The following is a 15,959-nucleotide window of genomic DNA, read 5'->3' on the forward strand; positions in this document are numbered from 1 at the left end:
ATGCTCCGGTCTGGGGGCGGAAAAAGCCGCCATCGTTACAGACGCGCCAGCTTCTTGTGCCGGCGCGCATATTGCTGCTTGTCGGGATAGCGCCGGATCAGGCGTTCCAGCCTGCTGCGGGCATCGTCGAGCCGGCCCGCGCCGACCAGCAGATCGGTGTTCAGCATGACCAGCGGCGGGTGGTCGTCGGCCCATTGCAGGGTCCAGTCCAGCACGCGGCGCGCGCCGTCGACATCGCCCAGATCCGCGCGCAGCTGCGCCAGCGCACATTGCCGGCGCCAGTTCAGCGGCGCCAGGCGCAGCCCCGCATCCAGCATGCGTTCGGCGTCCTGCGGACGCCCGGCGGCCTGGGCGGCATCGGCGGCCAGAAAGAACACCGACGGAAACCGCATCGCGCCTTGGTCCATCAGCGCCATCAGCGTGTCGGCCGCGCCCGCCGCATCGCCCGCGCGCAGCTGGATCAGCCCGCGCATGGCGCGAAAGATCCCCGCCTCCGGGGCCAGGGCGATGGCGCGGTCGATCGCGGCCAAGGCCTCGGGCATGCGCTCCTGTTCCAGCAGCAGTTCGGCATGGCGCTTGTGAAAGATGGCGATGTCGGGCTTGGCTTCGATGGCCATGGCCATCATCCGGGCCGCCTGGTCCAGATCGCCCTCGCGCAGGGCGATCATGCCGGTGAAGCTGTCGAAATGCGGCTTCAGGTTCGTGGACCAGACCCGCCGTTCCAGGATGCGCAGGATCGATCGGAAATGGCCGCGGAACTTGTAATGGCTGCGCAGGTCCGACCGGGTGAAATCCGGCCATTCCCAGACCATCACCCGGTTCGTGGGCACCATCTTGTCGAATTCCAGCACCCCGGCATCGACCAGCGGGGTGTAGTAGGTGCGGACGTGATCGACCACGAAGCGGTTGGGGAACAGCCGCTCGATCTCCGGGTCCGAGACCCAGAAATTCGTCTGGTCGAAATCGCCCTGCGCACGGAGCAGGCCCGCCAGGGCGTTGATCTCGCCCTCGACCGGCTCGTGCCAGAAGGCCGAGACGATCTGTTCCAGCCCCTCGGCTTGCCGGCCCAGCATCAGCAGCGCCAGCCCGTGATAGAGCGCGACCTGCGCGAAGCTGCGCTGAAAGGCCACGAAACCCCGGTCGATCACCGGGCGCAGGTCGCAGATGGCCTGATACTGGCCGTCGAAGAACATCTCGCGCAGGGTCATGGCATGGACGAAGGCGATGTTCAGACCGCTGCGGATATGGCCTGCGGCGATCTCGATGAATTCGGCGCGCCGGCCGGTCTTGACCAGGTGGTCGCAGGCATAGACCAGATATTGCCCGATCTCGCCCTCATTGGCGAACAGGTCGGGCTGGTCGCGCAGGCGGCTGGCCAGCAGGTCCAGCGCGGCATGGCGCGCCTCGGGCGTGATCTCGGATTCCACGTCGCGGAATTCGCCCCCGCCGATGGTGCGCGCGGTCGAGCTGAAGGCTGATGAGGGCGGCGCCACGATCAGGTCCGACAGCGACATGGCGAACAGCTCCAGCGCGTCGCGCTGCACCTCGGTCAGGGCGCTGGTATCGGCGACGCGGGCAAAGGTCAGCAGGTCGGGGAACATGCCGGTATAGCGGGTCAGCACCGAAGGATTGTCGCTGAACAGGATCGTTCGCGTACCGCTGCCCTCCAAATTGGCGCGGATATGGGTCTCGAAGAATTCGTCGGGGACGAACTTGTTGGGCCAGGCGCGGTTCATCGCGCGCATGTCGCTGGTCAGATCGCCGCGGCGGATGTGATAGGCGACCGTGCGCCGCCCGTCGCGCAGCTGGCCGCGCAGCCGGTCCAGATGTTCGGCCAGGACCGGGTTCAGCGGCAGGTCGTCGACCACCGCGCGAAAGTCGCGATGCACCTCGGCCTCGTCCTCGAAGGGCATCTTCAACACGTCGAAGGGCGGGTCCAGCAGGACATGCATGCCACCCTTGAAATGGTCCAGAAAGGCCTCGCGCGTGGGGCTCTGCAGGACGCTGCCGATCGCCGTCGCCCGGCCCTTCATCCGCTGATAGCTGGGCTTGTCGATGAAATGGTCGCGCACGAAATCCTGCGAGAACAGCTCGGTCCCGTCGCCCAACCCGTCGCTGTCGCGCCAATGGACCACGAAGGGCAGGTCGTGACTGCGCGCGAAACGCAGCGTGTTCAGCAGCGCGATCAGCCGGCCCCCCATCCGGTCGGCGCGAAACGCGATCAGCTTGCCCCGGTCCTCCATCCCGATCAGCCCGCCCTGTTGTCCAGAAACCAGCGATAGGTCCGGGCGATGCCGTCGCGCAGATCGACCTGCGGCGCCCAGCCCATGGCGCGCAGCCGGTCCGAGGACATCAGCTTGCGCATCGTGCCGTCCGGGCGCGACAGGTCGTTGGTGATACGGCCGCGATAGCCCACGACATCCGCGACCATCCGGGCCAACTCGCCGATCTCGACATCGCTGCCCGATCCGACATTCAGATGCGACAGCATCGGTTCGGTATGCGCGTCATAGACCGCCCGGTCCAGGTCGAAGACGAAAAGCGAGGCCCGCGCCATGTCGTCCACATGCAGGAATTCGCGGCGCGGCCTGCCGCTGCCCCACATCACCACCTCGGGCAGGTCGTCGCGCGCGGCCTCGTGAAAGCGGCGGATCAGGGCGGGCATCACATGGCTGTTCTCCGGGTCGAAATTGTCGCCAGGGCCATAGAGGTTCGACGGCATCACCGATCGGTAATCGGTGCCATATTGCCGGTTGTAGCTTTCGCACAGCTTGATCCCCGCGATCTTGGCGATGGCATAGGGCTCGTTCGTGGGTTCCAGGATGCCGGTCAGCAGGGCGTCCTCGCGGATGGGCTGGTCCGCCTCGCGCGGATAGATGCAGCTGGAGCCCAGCTGCAGCAGCCGCGTGACGCCATGAGCCCAGGCCTCGTGGATGACGTTGCAGGCGATCATCAGGTTGCGGTGGATGAATTCCGCCGGATAGGTGTTGTTGGCATGGATACCGCCCACCTTGGCCGCGGCCAGGATCACCGCATCGGGCCGTTCGGCATCCATGAAGGCGCGCACGGCCGCCTGGTCGGTCAGGTCCAGTTCCGCGCTGGTGCGGGTGATCAGGGTGACATCCGGCCGGTCCTGCAGCTGACGCAGGATCGCGCTGCCGACCATGCCGCGATGCCCTGCGACGAAGATGCGCGTCATGGGACCCTCAGCTTTCGTGATAGATCGGCAGATCATAGCCATGCCTGCGCAGCAGCGCATGGCGGCGGGCGGATTTCAGATCCTCGGCCACCATCTCCTCGCACATCTGCTGGGTGGTGATCTCGGGGACCCAGCCCAGCTTTTCCCGCGCCTTGGTCGGATCGCCCAGCAGGGTCTCGACCTCGGTCGGGCGGTAATAGCGCGGGTCGATCCGCACGATCACGTCGCCCGGCTTGACGCCCGGCGCGTCATCGCCGCTGACGGCCTCGACGATGCCCTGCGCGGCCTCGGCCGTGCCCTCGAAGCGCAGGGTGATGCCCAGATGCGCGGCCGACCATTCGATGAACTGGCGCACGGAATATTGCAGGCCGGTGGCGATCACGAAATCCTCGGGCGCGTCCTGTTGCAGCATCATCCACTGCATGCGGACGTAATCCTTGGTGTGCCCCCAGTCCCGCAGCGCGTCGATATTGCCCATATAAAGGCAATCCTCCAGCCCTTGGGCGATGTTGGTTAGGCCGCGGGTGATCTTGCGGGTCACGAAAGTCTCGCCCCGGCGGGGGGATTCATGGTTGAACAGGATGCCGTTGCAGCCATAGATCCTATAGGCCTCGCGATAGTTCACCGTGATCCAGTAGGCATACATCTTGGCCACCGCATAGGGCGATCGCGGATAGAAGGGCGTCGTTTCGCGCTGCGGGATCTCCTGGACCAGGCCATAAAGCTCCGAGGTCGAGGCCTGGTAGAAGCGGGTCTTGCCCTCCAGCCCCAGAAAGCGGATCGCCTCCAGGATGCGCAGCGTGCCGATGGCATCCACATTGGCGGTGTATTCGGGCGTGGCGAAGCTGACCGCGACATGGGACTGGGCGCCGAGGTTATAGACCTCGTCGGGCTTCACGTCGGCCATGATCCGCATGATCGACGAGGTGTCGCCCAGATCGCCGTAATGCAGAAACAGGCGGGCGTCCTTGGTATGCGGATCCTCGTAGATATGATCGATGCGCTGCGTGTTAAGCGATGACGACCGGCGCTTGATGCCGTGGACCTCGTAGCCCTTTTCCAGCAGGAATTCGGCCAGATAGCTGCCGTCCTGCCCGGTGATGCCGGTGATCAGTGCCCGTTTGGTCATCGTGTTTCCTTTCGTCACACGTCCCGTGCGTGGTGCGGCGCGCAGGCGCCGTCCCTGCCGGTCTATGTCAGGAAAGTTACCATTTCGATAAACGAGCTCCGAGAAACCAGTGTCGCCCGGCCCCGCACGTCTTCCGTGCAGGGCCGGAGCCTATGCCCGCGGGGGGGTGCAACGCTCAGCCCGGCAGGACGCGATGTTCCGCCTGGCCCCTGACCCCCGCGGGCGCGCGGAAGGTGCATCCGTCCATCGGGCCGGGATCGTCCATGTCCTGACGCGCCGATGTCGCGAACAGCTGGTCCAGCCCCGCCCCCCCGAGCGACGGGCAGGAGATCTGGGCCGCCGGAAAGGCCACCGCCCGGTCGAACCGCCCCTGCCGGTCATAGCGCGCGACGCGCCCCGCGCCCCATTGCGCGGACCACAGCCCGCCCTCGGCGTCGATCACCGCGCCGTCGGGGTTCAGCCCCTCGGCCGCCAGGTCGACGAAGACCTGCGGATCGCCCAGGGGCCAGCCGTCGCGGTCCAGCCGCAGCTGCCAGATCGTCGCGCGGTCGGTATCGGCGAAATGGGCCAGGTCGCCCTCGGGCGAAAAGCAGATCGCGTTGGTGATGGTGATGTCGGCAAAGAGCCTGCGCAGTTCGCCCCGGTGGTATCGCCAGATCGAGCCCGCCCGCGGCTCGGCCGCCCGGCCCATCGTGCCGATCCAGAACCCGCCCTGCGGATCGGCGCGGCCGTCATTGCTGCGGGTGACGGGATTGTCGGCCTCCAGCGGCACCAGAACCTCGGACCGGCCGTCGCGCAGATCGAGGAGGCGCAGCGCGGTTTCCGTCGCGACGATCAGCCGGTCGGCATCCACGATCCCCGCCGCCGACCCCATCCCCGGCAGATCGAAGGACCGGCGCGCGCCGTCCAAGGGACGCTCGAACAGTCTGGCATTCAGGATGTCGAACCAGATCAGCGACTGGCGGTCGGGATGCCACAGCGCGCCTTCGCCCAAGGTGCAGGGGGTGTCGTCGAAGATCATGCGGATGCCTCATATGCGGCGACGATGTCGCGGGCCTTGGCGGCGACCGTCTCGGGCGCGTCGCCGGGGGAATAAAGCGCCGATCCGATCCCGAAGCCCGCGGCCCCCGCGCGCCGCCAATCGTCCATCGTCGCGGCCGAGACCCCGCCCACGGCCCAGCATGCGGTGCCCGCGGGCAGGACCGCGCGCAGGGCGCGCAGGCCCGCGGGGCCGATCAGCTCGCTCGGGAACAGCTTCAGCCCGGTGGCGCCGGCGGCCAGCGCCGCGAAGGCCTCGGTCGGGGTCATGACGCCGGGAAAGCTGTTCATGCCGGCGGCGGTCGTGGCGCGGATCACGGCCGCGTCGCAATGGGGCGACAGGACCATCCGGCCCCCGGCCCGGGCGACCTGCGCCACCTGGTTGGGGGTCATCACCGTGCCCGCGCCGATCAGCGCCCGGTCGCCGAAATCGCGGGCCATGGCGGCGATGCTGTCCAGGGGGTCGGGGGAATTCAGCGGCACCTCCAGCCGGGTGATGCCGGCATCGATCAGGGCGCGGGCAATGGCCGGGGCCTCGGGCGGGGTCAGGCCGCGCAGGATGGCGATGATGGGGCGGGACATGGGATCATTCCTCCTGAAAGCGGCGGTGCGCGGCGGCAAGCCCTGCCAAGGTGGCATCGGTGGCCGACATGCGCGCGGCGGGCACGCCTTGGGCCGCCAGCGCATCGACATAGAGGTCGGCCAAGGCCGGGGCGCCGATCACCGTCACCTGGGATCCCAGCCACCACGGGCGCGCGGCCGCCAGCTCCCACCCGATCAGGGTGCCGGAAAGACGCCCCCGCGCCGCGGACGGGTCCAGCCCCGACAGCAGCGATTCCGCCCGCAGCTGGAACAGCCCGGCATAGCCGCGTTCGGGGCGCGACATGGCGTCGGACAGGGCGGTGCGGAAGGCCGCCGGATCGCCCTGACCCTCGCCCAGGGAATGGCGCAGCACGGATTGGCGCGACAGCAGGGCGAAAATCTCGCCGGTCATGAAGCTGACGAAATTGCAGATCTCGCCGGCCGAGATGCGGACCCATTTCGTATGCGTGCCGGGCAGGCAGGCGATGCCGTCGAAATCCGGCTCCAGCGCCAGAAGGCCCGCGATCTGGGTCTCCTCGCCGCGCATCACATCGGCGGGGCTGTCCTGGCGGATGCCGCAGACGACGCGGACGGGGCGGCCGCCGGGATCGCCGGGCAGGGCGACCAGCCGGGGCGTGGCGGCGCAGGGGACGGGGGCATAGGGCGCCTCGATCCAGCCCTGGCGCGACCGAGGGCTGGCCCGCCGTCCCCGTCATCGCCTGCGGCATGGTCGGGTCGCGCGGGCCAGGGCGGGGGCGAACTGGTCGGGGGCCAGCCCGCCCATGCCCTGATCCGAGGACCGCGCCTCGACCGGCTTGCGGCCCGACATGGCCCAGAGGCGCAGGTTCGTGGTGCCCCAATCGGCGGCGATCCAGTTGATGGTCACAGGCGGGTTCCTTCGATCACGGCGATGGTCTGCGGGAAGGCGGGCGGCAGCGCAACCCCCTGGGCCATCAGCGCCGCCCCGGTCAGGGTGACCGGCCCCTGCGTCAGGGCCGTCCGCGACGCGGGATGCCCGCGCGGGCGTTCCAGCATCCGCAGCCGATAGACGGCCCGCGGATCCAGCCCGGTCAGGCGCAGGGGCGGGGGCTGCAGGGCCACGGGGGCCTCGATCTGGGCGGCGAAGACGACCATGCGCGCGCCATCGGCGGCCAGCTGCATCTCGGCCAGGCTGCCCGCGGGGCGGTCCAGCCGCCAGATGTCGCCCGCCATCATCCAGTGGCGGTTCTCACGCCACCAGGCGGTAACGCGGGCCAAGATGCGGGCCTCGTCATCGGTCAGTTCGCGCGGGTCCATCTCAAAGCCCATGTGGCGCTGCGCGGCGGTCCAGGCGCGCAGGGCCATGGGCAGGACACGACCCGAGGTGTGGCAGTCGCGGGGCCCCACATGGCTGCCGGTGACGCAGGCGGGCAGCAGCATCGCGGCCTCGTGCTGGATGCGCAGGCGTTCGATCGCGTCATTGCTGTCGGACAGCCAGACCCGCCCGCAGCGGGTCAGGATCGCCCCGTCGATCCGCCCCCCGCCCGAGGCGCAGCTTTCCCATTCCACCCCCGGATGTGCCGCGCGCAGCCGGTCCAGCAGCGCATAGAGCCCGCGCGTCTGGCGCGCATCGGCCATGGGCGTCAGGCGGTTATGGTCCCATTTGACATAGTCGATGTCATGATCGGTCAGGATGCGGTCGATGTGGTCGAACAGATGATCGCGGACCTCCGGGCGCGACAGGTCCAGATGCAGCTGGTTGCGGCCCCGGATCTGGTCGCGCGGCCCCAGCATCCAGTCGGGATGGGCGCGGAACAGGTCGCTGTCCTCGTTCACCATCTCGGGCTCGAGCCACAGGCCGAAGCGCAGGCCCATCGCGCGCAGCCGGGCGATCAGCGGCCCCAGGCCCTTGGGATGCTTGCGCGGATCGACCGTCCAGTCGCCGAGCGAGGTCGTGTCGTCGTCGCGCCGCCCGAACCAGCCGTCGTCCAGCACGAAGCGTTCGGCGCCAAGCGTCGCGGCGCGGTCGGCGATGCGGGCCAGCTCGGTCTGGTCATGGCGGAAATAGACGGCCTCCCACCCGTTGTAATGAACGGGGCGGGGTTGGCGGGACGGGGGCAGCGCGTCGCGGATCCTGCGCTGCAGCGGGATGGCGGCGCTGTTCAGCCCGGCCTCGCCCCGGATCAGCCAGAGGGGTGCGGTGCGGAACTCCGTGCCCGGTTCCGGTTCGCTGCCCGAGGCCGGGCCCAGCTGGATCTGGCGACGGCCCTCGGGCAGGGTCTCGACCAGCATGCGGTGGCCGCCCGACCAGGCGAGGTGCAGGGCCGCGACCTCGCCGGTCGTGTGGCTGGTGCCCGGCGTCGTCAGCCAGAAGAGCGGCGGGTGTTCATGCCCCGACCGGCCGGTGCGCGCGTCGCGCAGGCGGGTGCCGTGGTCCAGCGTGGCGGTGACGGGCTGGAATTCCCGCGTCCAGCGGCCTGCCAGCTCGGTCAGCCGGGTCATGTGCAAAGGCGCGGGCAGCGCCACGGCCAGGTGATGCAGGACCAGCGGCCGATCCGCACGCAGAACCGCCTCGATCGTGATCAGCCCATGCGCCCGCGTGGCGATGTGGTGATCCAGCCGCAGCCCCGGCGCGACATGGCGCAGCACCAGGCCGCCATCATCCTGATCGGCCCCCGCCAGCCGCCATTCGGGCAGGAGCGGGCGGTCGTCCTGAAAGGCCACCAGGCCGGGCTGGCCGGGAAAGCTGCGCCGCGCCTCGGGCAGCAGCGACAGAGGCGGCAGCGCGTCCAGCATCCCGCCGGTGACCCCGCCCGCGCCCGCCGCGACCAGTGCGTCAAGGTCGGTATCGGCAGGCAGGGGCTCGCCCCAGTAATGGCAGGCGGACATGCCGCCATCGCTGCCGAAAACCAGCGTCTGCGCCGGGCTGTCGATGCGCCAGAGGCTCATTTCACCGCCCCCAAGGTCAGCCCGGCGATGAAATGCCGCTGCATCAGGAAGAACATCAGAACGGGCGGCATGGCGGCCAGGATCGATCCGGCGCTGACCAGGTGCCAGGCGGCGATCCACTGGCCGTTCAGGCTGTTCAGCCCGGCCGTCACGGGTTGCGTGCCCGCCCCTTGGGTCAGCACCATCGCCCAGAAGTAATCGTTCCAGATGAAGGTGAAGACCAGCACCGACAGCGCCGCGATGGCGGGCCGGACCAAGGGCAGGACGATATGCCAGAAGATCTGCCATTCGGTGACGCCCTCGACGCGGGCGGCCTCGATCAGCTCGCGCGGTAGGGCCTTGATGAAGTTGCGCATGAAGAGCGTGCAGAACCCCGTCTGGAAGGCGATGTGGAACAGCGCCAGCCCGGTGATCGTGTTGTAGAGGCCGAGGCTGACCGTCAGATCGCGCACCGGCACCATCAGGATCTGGAAGGGCACGAAATTGCCCGCCACGAACATGAAGAAGACCAGCATCGAAAAGCGGAACCGATAGACCGCCAGCGCGAAACCCGTCAGGCAGGACAGGGCCACCGCCCCGATCATCACCGGGATCGTCGTGCGCAGGCTGTTCCACAGATAGCTGCCCATGGGCGAATTGCGGAAGACATCCAGGTAATTCTCGAAGGCCAGGCGCGAGGGCATGCCGAAGTAGTTACCCTGCGCGAGGTCCGATGACGGCCTGACCGATGTCGCGGCCACCCCCAGCAAAGGCAGCAGCCACAGGATCAGCATCACCGGCAGCGCCACCTGATACATCGTCCGGGCGGCGGGGGACATGGATTGGACGGGACGGGGGAACATCGCTCTACAGCCCTTTCTCGTCGCGCCACATCTTCCAGATGAAGCCCGAGATGAAGATCATCATGATGCCGAACAGCACCACCGCGATGGCCGCGCCATAGCCCATCCGGTAGCCGTATTCCGACAGCGCCTGTTCATACATGTAATAGGACAGCACGCGGCTGGACCCGAAGGGCCCGCCCGAGGTCATGATGCTGACCAGATCGAAGCTGCGCAGCGCGCCGATCACGGTCATCACCACCGCGATGAATGTGGCCGGGCGCAGCTGCGGCAGGACCACATGCCACAGCATCCGCCAGCCCTTGGCGCCGTCCAGGCGCGCGGCCTCGATCTGGTCGGGGGCGACGGCATTGAGGCCGGTCAGATAGAGGATCATGCAATAGGCGATCTGCGGCCAGAGGCCTGCCGCGATGATGCCGTAGGTGACGTAATCCTCCTCGGCCAGGATGGCCACGCCGCGCCCGGTCAGCCATTCGATCATCGCATAGAGCAGCCCGAAGCCCGGTGCGTAGAACCAGGAAAAGATCAGCCCCACGACCACCTGGCTGATGACGAAGGGAAAGAAGAACAGCGACTTGTAGATGCGGATGCCGCGCACGGTCTGGTTCAGGAACAGCGCGATCATCAGCCCCGCCGGCACCGCCAGCATATAGAGGACCAGCCAGATCACGTTGTTCTTCAGGCTGGTATAGAAGGCGTCGTCCCACCACAGCTCGGAATAGTTGGCCAGCCCGATCCAGCGCATCTGGCCCAGCCCGTCCCAGTCATGGAAGGACACCCAGACCGACTGGACGATCGGGATCAGCACATAGATCAGGAACATCGCCATGCCCGGCGCCAGAAACAGCCACGGCGTCAGGGTCTTGCGGGTCCGGCGGGCGCGCGGCGGGGCGGGGTCATGGGGCAGGGCGGTCATCGGACGCTCCGGGTCGGGCCAAGGTGATGCGGGCCGGGGGGATGCGGGCCGTGAGTGGCCCGCATCCGGCGCCTACTGGGCGGTGGCGTAGATGCGCTGGCGCTGGCGCTCCAGCCGGTCCAGGATCTGGTCCAGACGCTCCGGGCGGACCAGGAACTCCTGGAAGCCCTCCATCCCGGCCTTGGCCATCTCGGCGGGGGCGTCGCGGTCGAAGAACTGCGCGATGCCGCCCTCGGCGGTGGACAGCATCTCGAACCCGGCCTGCAGGAAGGGATCGTCGCCGACGCTGGCCTCGGAATTGACCGGCAGCTGGCCCAGCATGTCATTCATCTTGGTCTGCACGTTGGCGCGGGCCAGATAGGTCAGGAACAGCTTGGCATCATCGGGGTTGCGGGCGCCTGCGGGGATGTGGACGGTCTCGGTCGGGGCCTCCTCGGCGCGGGGGATGTCCGCGTTGATCGTGGGGAAGGACATGAAGCCCAGATTGTCATCCGTCATGCCCCCGTCGCGGAATGCCGCCACGGCAAAATTGCCCATGACGTAATGCGCGGCCCGGCCCTGGACCATCAGCGCCACCGCATCCTGCCAGTCGATGGCGGCATGGTTGGCGGTGATGAAGGGGGCGATGCGGCCCATCTCGGCAAAGACGGCGCGCACGCTGTCATCGGTCCAGGGGATTTCCCCGTTGGTCAGCTGCATGTGCCAGTCATAGCCGTTCGTGCGCAGCGACAGATAATCGAACAGCCCCGCCACCGGCCACAGCGCCTTGCTGCCCGTGGTCAGGCAGTCGATGCCCGCGGCCTGGAAGGTTTCGCAATTGGCCAGGAAACCGTCCCAATCGGTGGCAGGCTCGGCGATGCCCGCGGCCTCATAGGCGTCGCGGTTGTAATACACGCCCCACTGGTAATAGCTGTAGGGCATTCCCCATTGCTTGCCGTCGAAGGTGACCGAGCTTTCGGCCGAGGCCAGGTTCTCGCCCACGCCCTCGGCCGCCCAGACATCCGAGATGTCCATCAGCTGGCCCGCATCGACGAAAGGCTTCATGCGGTTGCCCGCGAACCAGGTGATCAGGTCGGGTGGATCGGCGGTCAGGAAGTTGCGGATCGCGGTCTTGAAGCCCTCGTGGTCGAAGGTGTTGATCTCGACCCGGATCTCGGGGTGCTCGGCCATGAAATCGGCGGCCAGCGTCTCGAACATCTGGCGCGGCGCGGGGTCCGAGGCATTGGTGTTGAAGGTCAGCACGCGGTCCTGCGCCAGCGCCGGCGCGGCGCTGGCCAGAAGCGCGGCAAGCGCCAGGGCCTTCCGTGATGTCAGCATGTCGTTCCTCCCTGCGTTGTTCCATATTTTGAAACCGTGTTTTGAATATTGAAACTATGTGGCGAATCGCCTAGCCTGTCAACAACGAGGGGAGGGCCGTTCGGCATGACAGGGCGCGAGACGAGCGACGGCACGGTGGGGCGCACCCTGGCGGTGCTGGACCTGGTGGCGGGGTTCGGGCGGCCGGTGCGGTTCGCCGAGCTGCTGCCGGTGGCGGGGCTGCCCAAGGCGACGCTCTATCGGTTTCTGCAGGCGCTGACGCATCAGGACATGCTGGCCTTCGACGAGGCGCATCAGACCTATGCGCCGGGCATGCGGCTGGTCCGGCTGGCCCATTCGGCCTGGGCGCAGTCTAGCCTGGCGCCGGTGGCGCGCGCGGTCCTGGACGAGCTGGCCGAGGCCTTGGGCCAGACGATCCACCTGGCCCAGCTGGACAATGGCGCGGTCCTCTATGTCGACAAGCGCAACGCCAAGCTGCCGGTCGAGATGTTCGCCCAATCGGGCAAGGTGGGCCCCGCCTATTGCACGGGCGTCGGCAAGGCCATGCTGGCCCATCTGCCCGAGGATCGGCTGGCCGCCGCCATCGACCGCCAGTCCTTTCACCGCCACACGCCCAGCACCCTGACCGACCCGGCCGCGCTGCGTGCCGATCTGGCCCGCATCCGCGCGCGCGGCTATGCGCTGGATGACGAGGAACACGAGGCCGGCATCGCCTGCATCGCCGCCCCCGACAGGACCGGGGCGGGTGCTGGGGGCGATCTCGGTCACGACCACCACGGCGAGTACGCCGCGCGACCGCCTGCTGGCCCTGGCCGGTCCCGTCCGCGACGCCGCCGCCCGCATCGCCCAGGCCGCCGAGGCGTGGCGGTTTCCCGAACACAGATCCGCATGAGGTTGCCCATGTCCGGCGTCCAGCTGAACCGCGTCACCAAGGATTTCGGCCCCGTCCGGGTGATCCACGGCGTCGACCTTGCCATCGAGCAGGGGGAATTCTGCGTCTTCGTCGGCCCCTCGGGCTGCGGGAAATCCACCCTGCTGCGCATGATCGCGGGGCTGGAGGAGACCAGCGCCGGCCAGGTCCGCATCGAGGGCGCCGACGTCACCCATGCCGAACCCGCCGACCGGGGCGTGGCGATGGTGTTCCAGACCTATGCGCTTTATCCCCACATGACGGTGGCCCAGAACATGGGCTTCGGCCTGAAGATGAACGGCCATCCCAAGGCCCAGATCGCCGCCAAGGTGGCCGAGGCCGCCCGCATCCTGAAGCTGGACCCGCTGCTGGACCGCAAGCCTGCCAACCTGTCCGGCGGCCAGCGCCAGCGCGTTGCGATCGGGCGGGCCATCGTGCGCGGCCCCAAGGTCTTCCTGTTCGACGAGCCGCTGTCGAACCTCGATGCCGAGCTGCGCGTGGAAATGCGGGCCGAGATCGCGCGCCTGCACCGCGAGATCAAGGCCACGATGATCTATGTCACCCATGACCAGGTCGAGGCGATGACCATGGCCGACAAGATCGTGGTCCTGCGTGCCGGCCGGATCGAGCAGGTGGGCGCGCCCATGGACCTCTATGACGATCCCGACAACCGCTTCGTCGCGGGCTTCATCGGCAGCCCGGCGATGAATTTCCTGGCCGGTCGGGTGCAGGGCGGGCAGGTCGTGACGCCTGCCTTCGACACGCCCATCCCCGCAGCCAGCCCCGCCCTGACGGATGGCCGCGCGGTCGAGATCGGGCTGCGCCCCGTTGCGCTGACCATCACGCCCGACGGCCCCTTCCGGGTCGAGCTGGCCGAGAATCTGGGTGGCACGACATTCGCCCATCTGCGCGCGCCCTCGGGCGAGAAGCTGATCGTCCAGACCGGCCAGCGGCTGGACCCGGCGGGCGGCGGCAGTCTGGGGCTGGCCTTCGATCCGGCGCATGCCTTCTTCTTCGACGCCCAGACCGGGCAGCGCCTCAGATGAGCCTGCGCCTCGGCCTCGTGGGCCTGGGCACCATCGCCCGCGCCCAGCACCTGCCCGCCATCGCCGCGACGGATGGGCTGACCCTGACCGCCATCGCCAGCCGCAACGCGACGCTGGCCGGCGTCGCCAACCATACCGACCTGGCCCAGATGCTGGGCGATGTGGATGCGGTGACGCTCTGCACGCCGCCGCAGGGGCGGTTCGATCAGGCCATGGCCGTGCTGCGCGCGGGCCGCCACCTGATGCTGGAAAAACCCCCCGGTGCCGCCCTGTCGGAAATGGCGCTGCTGGAGGCCGAGGCCGCGCGGCAGGGCGTCACCCTCCACGCCACCTGGCATTCGCGCGAGGCGGCGGCGGTCGAGGCCGCCCGCGACTGGCTGTCGCGCCGCAGCCTGCGCGCGACCCGCATCGACTGGCGCGAGGATGTGCGCCGCTGGCATCCGGGCCAGGACTGGATCTGGCAGCCGGGGGGGCTGGGCGTTTTCGATCCGGGCATCAACGCGCTGTCGATCCTGACCGCGCTGATGCCCGATGCGCGCTTGGTCGGGGCCGATCTGCACATCCCCGACAACCGCCAGACCCCCATCGCCGCCGATCTGACCTTGGATGCGGGCCATCCGGTCACGGCGCATTTCGACTGGCGCGAGACCGGCCCCCAGACCTGGCAGATCGCCTTCGAGACCGATGACGGCCCCGCGACCCTGTCCGAGGGCGGCGCCCGCTTCACCGCGCCGGGCATCGCTACGGGGGGCGAGGATCGCGAATATCCCCGCCTCTATGCCCGTTTCCGCGACCTGATCGCCACCGGGCACAGCGATTGCGACCTGGCGCCGCTGCGCCTTGTCGCCGATGCCTTCCTGACCGGCCGCCGCCACGCGGCCCCCGCCTTCGAGGACCACCCATGAAGATCACCGCCATCGAGACCTTCATCGTGCCGCCCCGCTGGTGCTTCGTGAAGATCAGCACCGACGCGGGCATCAGCGGTTGGGGCGAACCCGTGCTGGAGGGCCGCGCCGCCTCGGTCGCCGCCTGCGTCGAGGAACTGTCCGACTATCTGATCGGCCGCGACCCGCGCCTGATCCAGGACCATTGGACGGTGATGTATCGCGCGGGCTTCTATCGCGGTGGCGGCATCCACATGTCGGCCATCGCGGGGCTGGACCAGGCGCTGTGGGACATCAAGGGCCGCGATCTGGGCGTGCCGGTCCATGCCCTGCTGGGCGGCCAGCAGCGCGACCGCATCCGCGTCTATAGCTGGATCGGCGGCGACCGTCCGGGCGACACGGCGCGGATGGCGCGCGATTGCGGCGACCGGGGTTTCACCGCCGTCAAGATGAACGGCACCGAGGAGATGCAGTTCGTCGACAGCCATGCCAAGGTCGATCAGGTCCTGGCGCGCGTGCAGGCCATCCGCGAGGAGATGGGCCCCGATTTCGGCATCGGCATCGATTTCCACGGCCGCGTGCATCGCCCGATGGCCAAGGTGCTGGCGCGTGAGCTGGAACCCTTCCGCCTGATGTTCATCGAGGAGCCGGTCCTGTCGGAACATGCCGAGGCGCTGCGCGAGATTGCCAATCACTGCTCCACCCCCATCGCGCTTGGGGAACGCCTCTATTCCGGGTGGGATTTCAAGGCGATCCTGCAGGGCGGCTATGTCGACATCATCCAGCCCGATCCCAGCCATGCGGGCGGCATCACCGAGACCTATCGCATCGCCGCCATGGCCGAGGCGCATGACGTGGCCTTGGCGCTGCACTGTCCGCTCGGCCCCATCGCGCTGGCCGCGAACCTGCAGCTGGACGCGGTCTGCTACAACGCCTTCATCCAGGAACAGTCGCTTGGCATCCATTACAACGAGGGCAGCGACCTGCTGGACTACCTGACCGACCCCTCGGTCTTTGCCTATGAGGATGGCTTCGTCGCGATCCCGCAGGGGCCGGGCCTGGGCATCGAGGTGAACGAGGACAAGGTCCGCCAGATGGCCGCCCAAGGGCACCGCTGGCGCAACCCCGTCTGGCGCCATGCCGACGGCAGCTTTGCGGAATGGTGATC

Annotated in this window: 12 protein-coding genes and 2 pseudogenes; 4 read left to right on the forward strand and 10 right to left on the reverse strand. The window is 68.4% G+C overall.

Features of this window, described 5'->3' with window-relative positions:
- Window positions 1-35: 35 nt before the first annotated feature.
- The 10 genes and pseudogenes from JHW48_RS17250 to JHW48_RS17295 form a co-directional block, all read right to left on the reverse strand.
- Window positions 36-2,243, reverse strand: coding sequence for a tetratricopeptide repeat protein (locus tag JHW48_RS17250; protein WP_119886162.1), 2,208 nt, complete (start codon window positions 2,241-2,243; stop codon window positions 36-38).
- Window positions 2,244-2,248: 5 nt separating this feature from the next.
- Window positions 2,249-3,199 carry a GDP-L-fucose synthase gene (fcl, locus tag JHW48_RS17255; protein ID WP_119886163.1) on the reverse strand — a complete coding sequence of 317 codons (951 nt, stop codon included), beginning with the start codon at window positions 3,197-3,199 and terminating at the stop codon, window positions 2,249-2,251.
- A 7-nt stretch (window positions 3,200-3,206) separates the two neighbouring features.
- Window positions 3,207-4,328: a GDP-mannose 4,6-dehydratase gene (gene gmd / locus JHW48_RS17260; RefSeq protein ID WP_119886164.1), complete on the reverse strand. Its 1,122-nt coding sequence runs from the start codon at window positions 4,326-4,328 to the stop codon at window positions 3,207-3,209.
- A 175-nt stretch (window positions 4,329-4,503) separates the two neighbouring features.
- The gene (locus JHW48_RS17265) at window positions 4,504-5,349 is read right to left on the reverse strand and encodes an SMP-30/gluconolactonase/LRE family protein (RefSeq protein ID WP_119886165.1); all 846 of its coding nucleotides are present in this window, start codon (window positions 5,347-5,349) and stop codon (window positions 4,504-4,506) included.
- Complete coding sequence (locus tag JHW48_RS17270) at window positions 5,346-5,948, reverse strand: 2-dehydro-3-deoxy-6-phosphogalactonate aldolase (RefSeq protein WP_119886166.1); 603 nt, start codon at window positions 5,946-5,948, stop codon at window positions 5,346-5,348. Before JHW48_RS17270 ends, JHW48_RS17265 begins: the two co-directional genes overlap by 4 nt.
- Before the next feature lie 4 nt (window positions 5,949-5,952).
- Window positions 5,953-6,834, reverse strand: a pseudogene (locus tag JHW48_RS17275) (2-dehydro-3-deoxygalactonokinase).
- Window positions 6,831-8,876 carry an alpha-galactosidase gene (locus JHW48_RS17280; protein WP_119886168.1) on the reverse strand — a complete coding sequence of 682 codons (2,046 nt, stop codon included), beginning with the start codon at window positions 8,874-8,876 and terminating at the stop codon, window positions 6,831-6,833. The pseudogene JHW48_RS17275 and the gene JHW48_RS17280 overlap by 4 nt, the downstream one beginning before the upstream one ends.
- The gene (locus tag JHW48_RS17285; protein ID WP_119886169.1) at window positions 8,873-9,718 is read right to left on the reverse strand and encodes a carbohydrate ABC transporter permease; all 846 of its coding nucleotides are present in this window, start codon (window positions 9,716-9,718) and stop codon (window positions 8,873-8,875) included. The genes JHW48_RS17280 and JHW48_RS17285 overlap by 4 nt, the downstream gene beginning before the upstream one ends.
- Before the next feature lie 4 nt (window positions 9,719-9,722).
- Entirely contained in the window at window positions 9,723-10,634 is a 912-nt protein-coding gene (locus tag JHW48_RS17290; RefSeq protein WP_272835903.1) for a carbohydrate ABC transporter permease, read from the reverse strand.
- Between the two features lie 72 nt (window positions 10,635-10,706).
- On the reverse strand, window positions 10,707-11,951 hold the full coding sequence (locus JHW48_RS17295) for an ABC transporter substrate-binding protein (protein WP_119887311.1): 1,245 nt from the start codon (window positions 11,949-11,951) through the stop codon (window positions 10,707-10,709).
- Window positions 11,952-12,056: 105 nt separating this feature from the next.
- Between JHW48_RS17295 and JHW48_RS17300 the strand changes: the two are divergent.
- From JHW48_RS17300 to dgoD, 4 genes and pseudogenes are all read left to right on the forward strand, one after another.
- Window positions 12,057-12,620, forward strand: a pseudogene (locus JHW48_RS17300) (IclR family transcriptional regulator); the annotation flags it as partial.
- Between the two features lie 231 nt (window positions 12,621-12,851).
- Window positions 12,852-13,907, forward strand: coding sequence for an ABC transporter ATP-binding protein (locus JHW48_RS17305; RefSeq protein ID WP_119887313.1), 1,056 nt, complete (start codon window positions 12,852-12,854; stop codon window positions 13,905-13,907).
- The gene (locus JHW48_RS17310; RefSeq protein WP_119887314.1) at window positions 13,904-14,812 is read left to right on the forward strand and encodes a Gfo/Idh/MocA family protein; all 909 of its coding nucleotides are present in this window, start codon (window positions 13,904-13,906) and stop codon (window positions 14,810-14,812) included. Before JHW48_RS17305 ends, JHW48_RS17310 begins: the two co-directional genes overlap by 4 nt.
- The gene (gene dgoD / locus JHW48_RS17315; RefSeq protein ID WP_119887315.1) at window positions 14,809-15,957 is read left to right on the forward strand and encodes a galactonate dehydratase; all 1,149 of its coding nucleotides are present in this window, start codon (window positions 14,809-14,811) and stop codon (window positions 15,955-15,957) included. Before JHW48_RS17310 ends, dgoD begins: the two co-directional genes overlap by 4 nt.
- Window positions 15,958-15,959 lie beyond the last annotated feature (2 nt).

Source organism: Paracoccus aestuarii, from assembly GCF_028553885.1.
GTDB classification, from domain to species: domain Bacteria; phylum Pseudomonadota; class Alphaproteobacteria; order Rhodobacterales; family Rhodobacteraceae; genus Paracoccus; species Paracoccus aestuarii.

Bases quoted from the DNA above. Each gene is read 5' to 3' on its own strand.
- JHW48_RS17290 (WP_272835903.1), bottom strand. From the start codon at position 10,634: ATGACCGCCCTGCCCCATGACCCCGCCCCGCCGCGCGCCCGCCGGACC.
- JHW48_RS17270 (WP_119886166.1), bottom strand. From the start codon at position 5,948: ATGTCCCGCCCCATCATCGCCATCCTGCGCGGCCTGACCCCGCCCGAG.
- fcl (WP_119886163.1), bottom strand. From the start codon at position 3,199: ATGACGCGCATCTTCGTCGCAGGGCATCGCGGCATGGTCGGCAGCGCG.
- JHW48_RS17250 (WP_119886162.1), bottom strand. From the start codon at position 2,243: ATGGAGGACCGGGGCAAGCTGATCGCGTTTCGCGCCGACCGGATGGGG.
- JHW48_RS17305 (WP_119887313.1), top strand. From the start codon at position 12,852: ATGTCCGGCGTCCAGCTGAACCGCGTCACCAAGGATTTCGGCCCCGTC.
- JHW48_RS17285 (WP_119886169.1), bottom strand. From the start codon at position 9,718: ATGTTCCCCCGTCCCGTCCAATCCATGTCCCCCGCCGCCCGGACGATG.
- JHW48_RS17265 (WP_119886165.1), bottom strand. From the start codon at position 5,349: ATGATCTTCGACGACACCCCCTGCACCTTGGGCGAAGGCGCGCTGTGG.
- dgoD (WP_119887315.1), top strand. From the start codon at position 14,809: ATGAAGATCACCGCCATCGAGACCTTCATCGTGCCGCCCCGCTGGTGC.
- JHW48_RS17310 (WP_119887314.1), top strand. From the start codon at position 13,904: ATGAGCCTGCGCCTCGGCCTCGTGGGCCTGGGCACCATCGCCCGCGCC.
- JHW48_RS17295 (WP_119887311.1), bottom strand. From the start codon at position 11,951: ATGCTGACATCACGGAAGGCCCTGGCGCTTGCCGCGCTTCTGGCCAGC.
- gmd (WP_119886164.1), bottom strand. From the start codon at position 4,328: ATGACCAAACGGGCACTGATCACCGGCATCACCGGGCAGGACGGCAGC.
- JHW48_RS17280 (WP_119886168.1), bottom strand. From the start codon at position 8,876: ATGAGCCTCTGGCGCATCGACAGCCCGGCGCAGACGCTGGTTTTCGGC.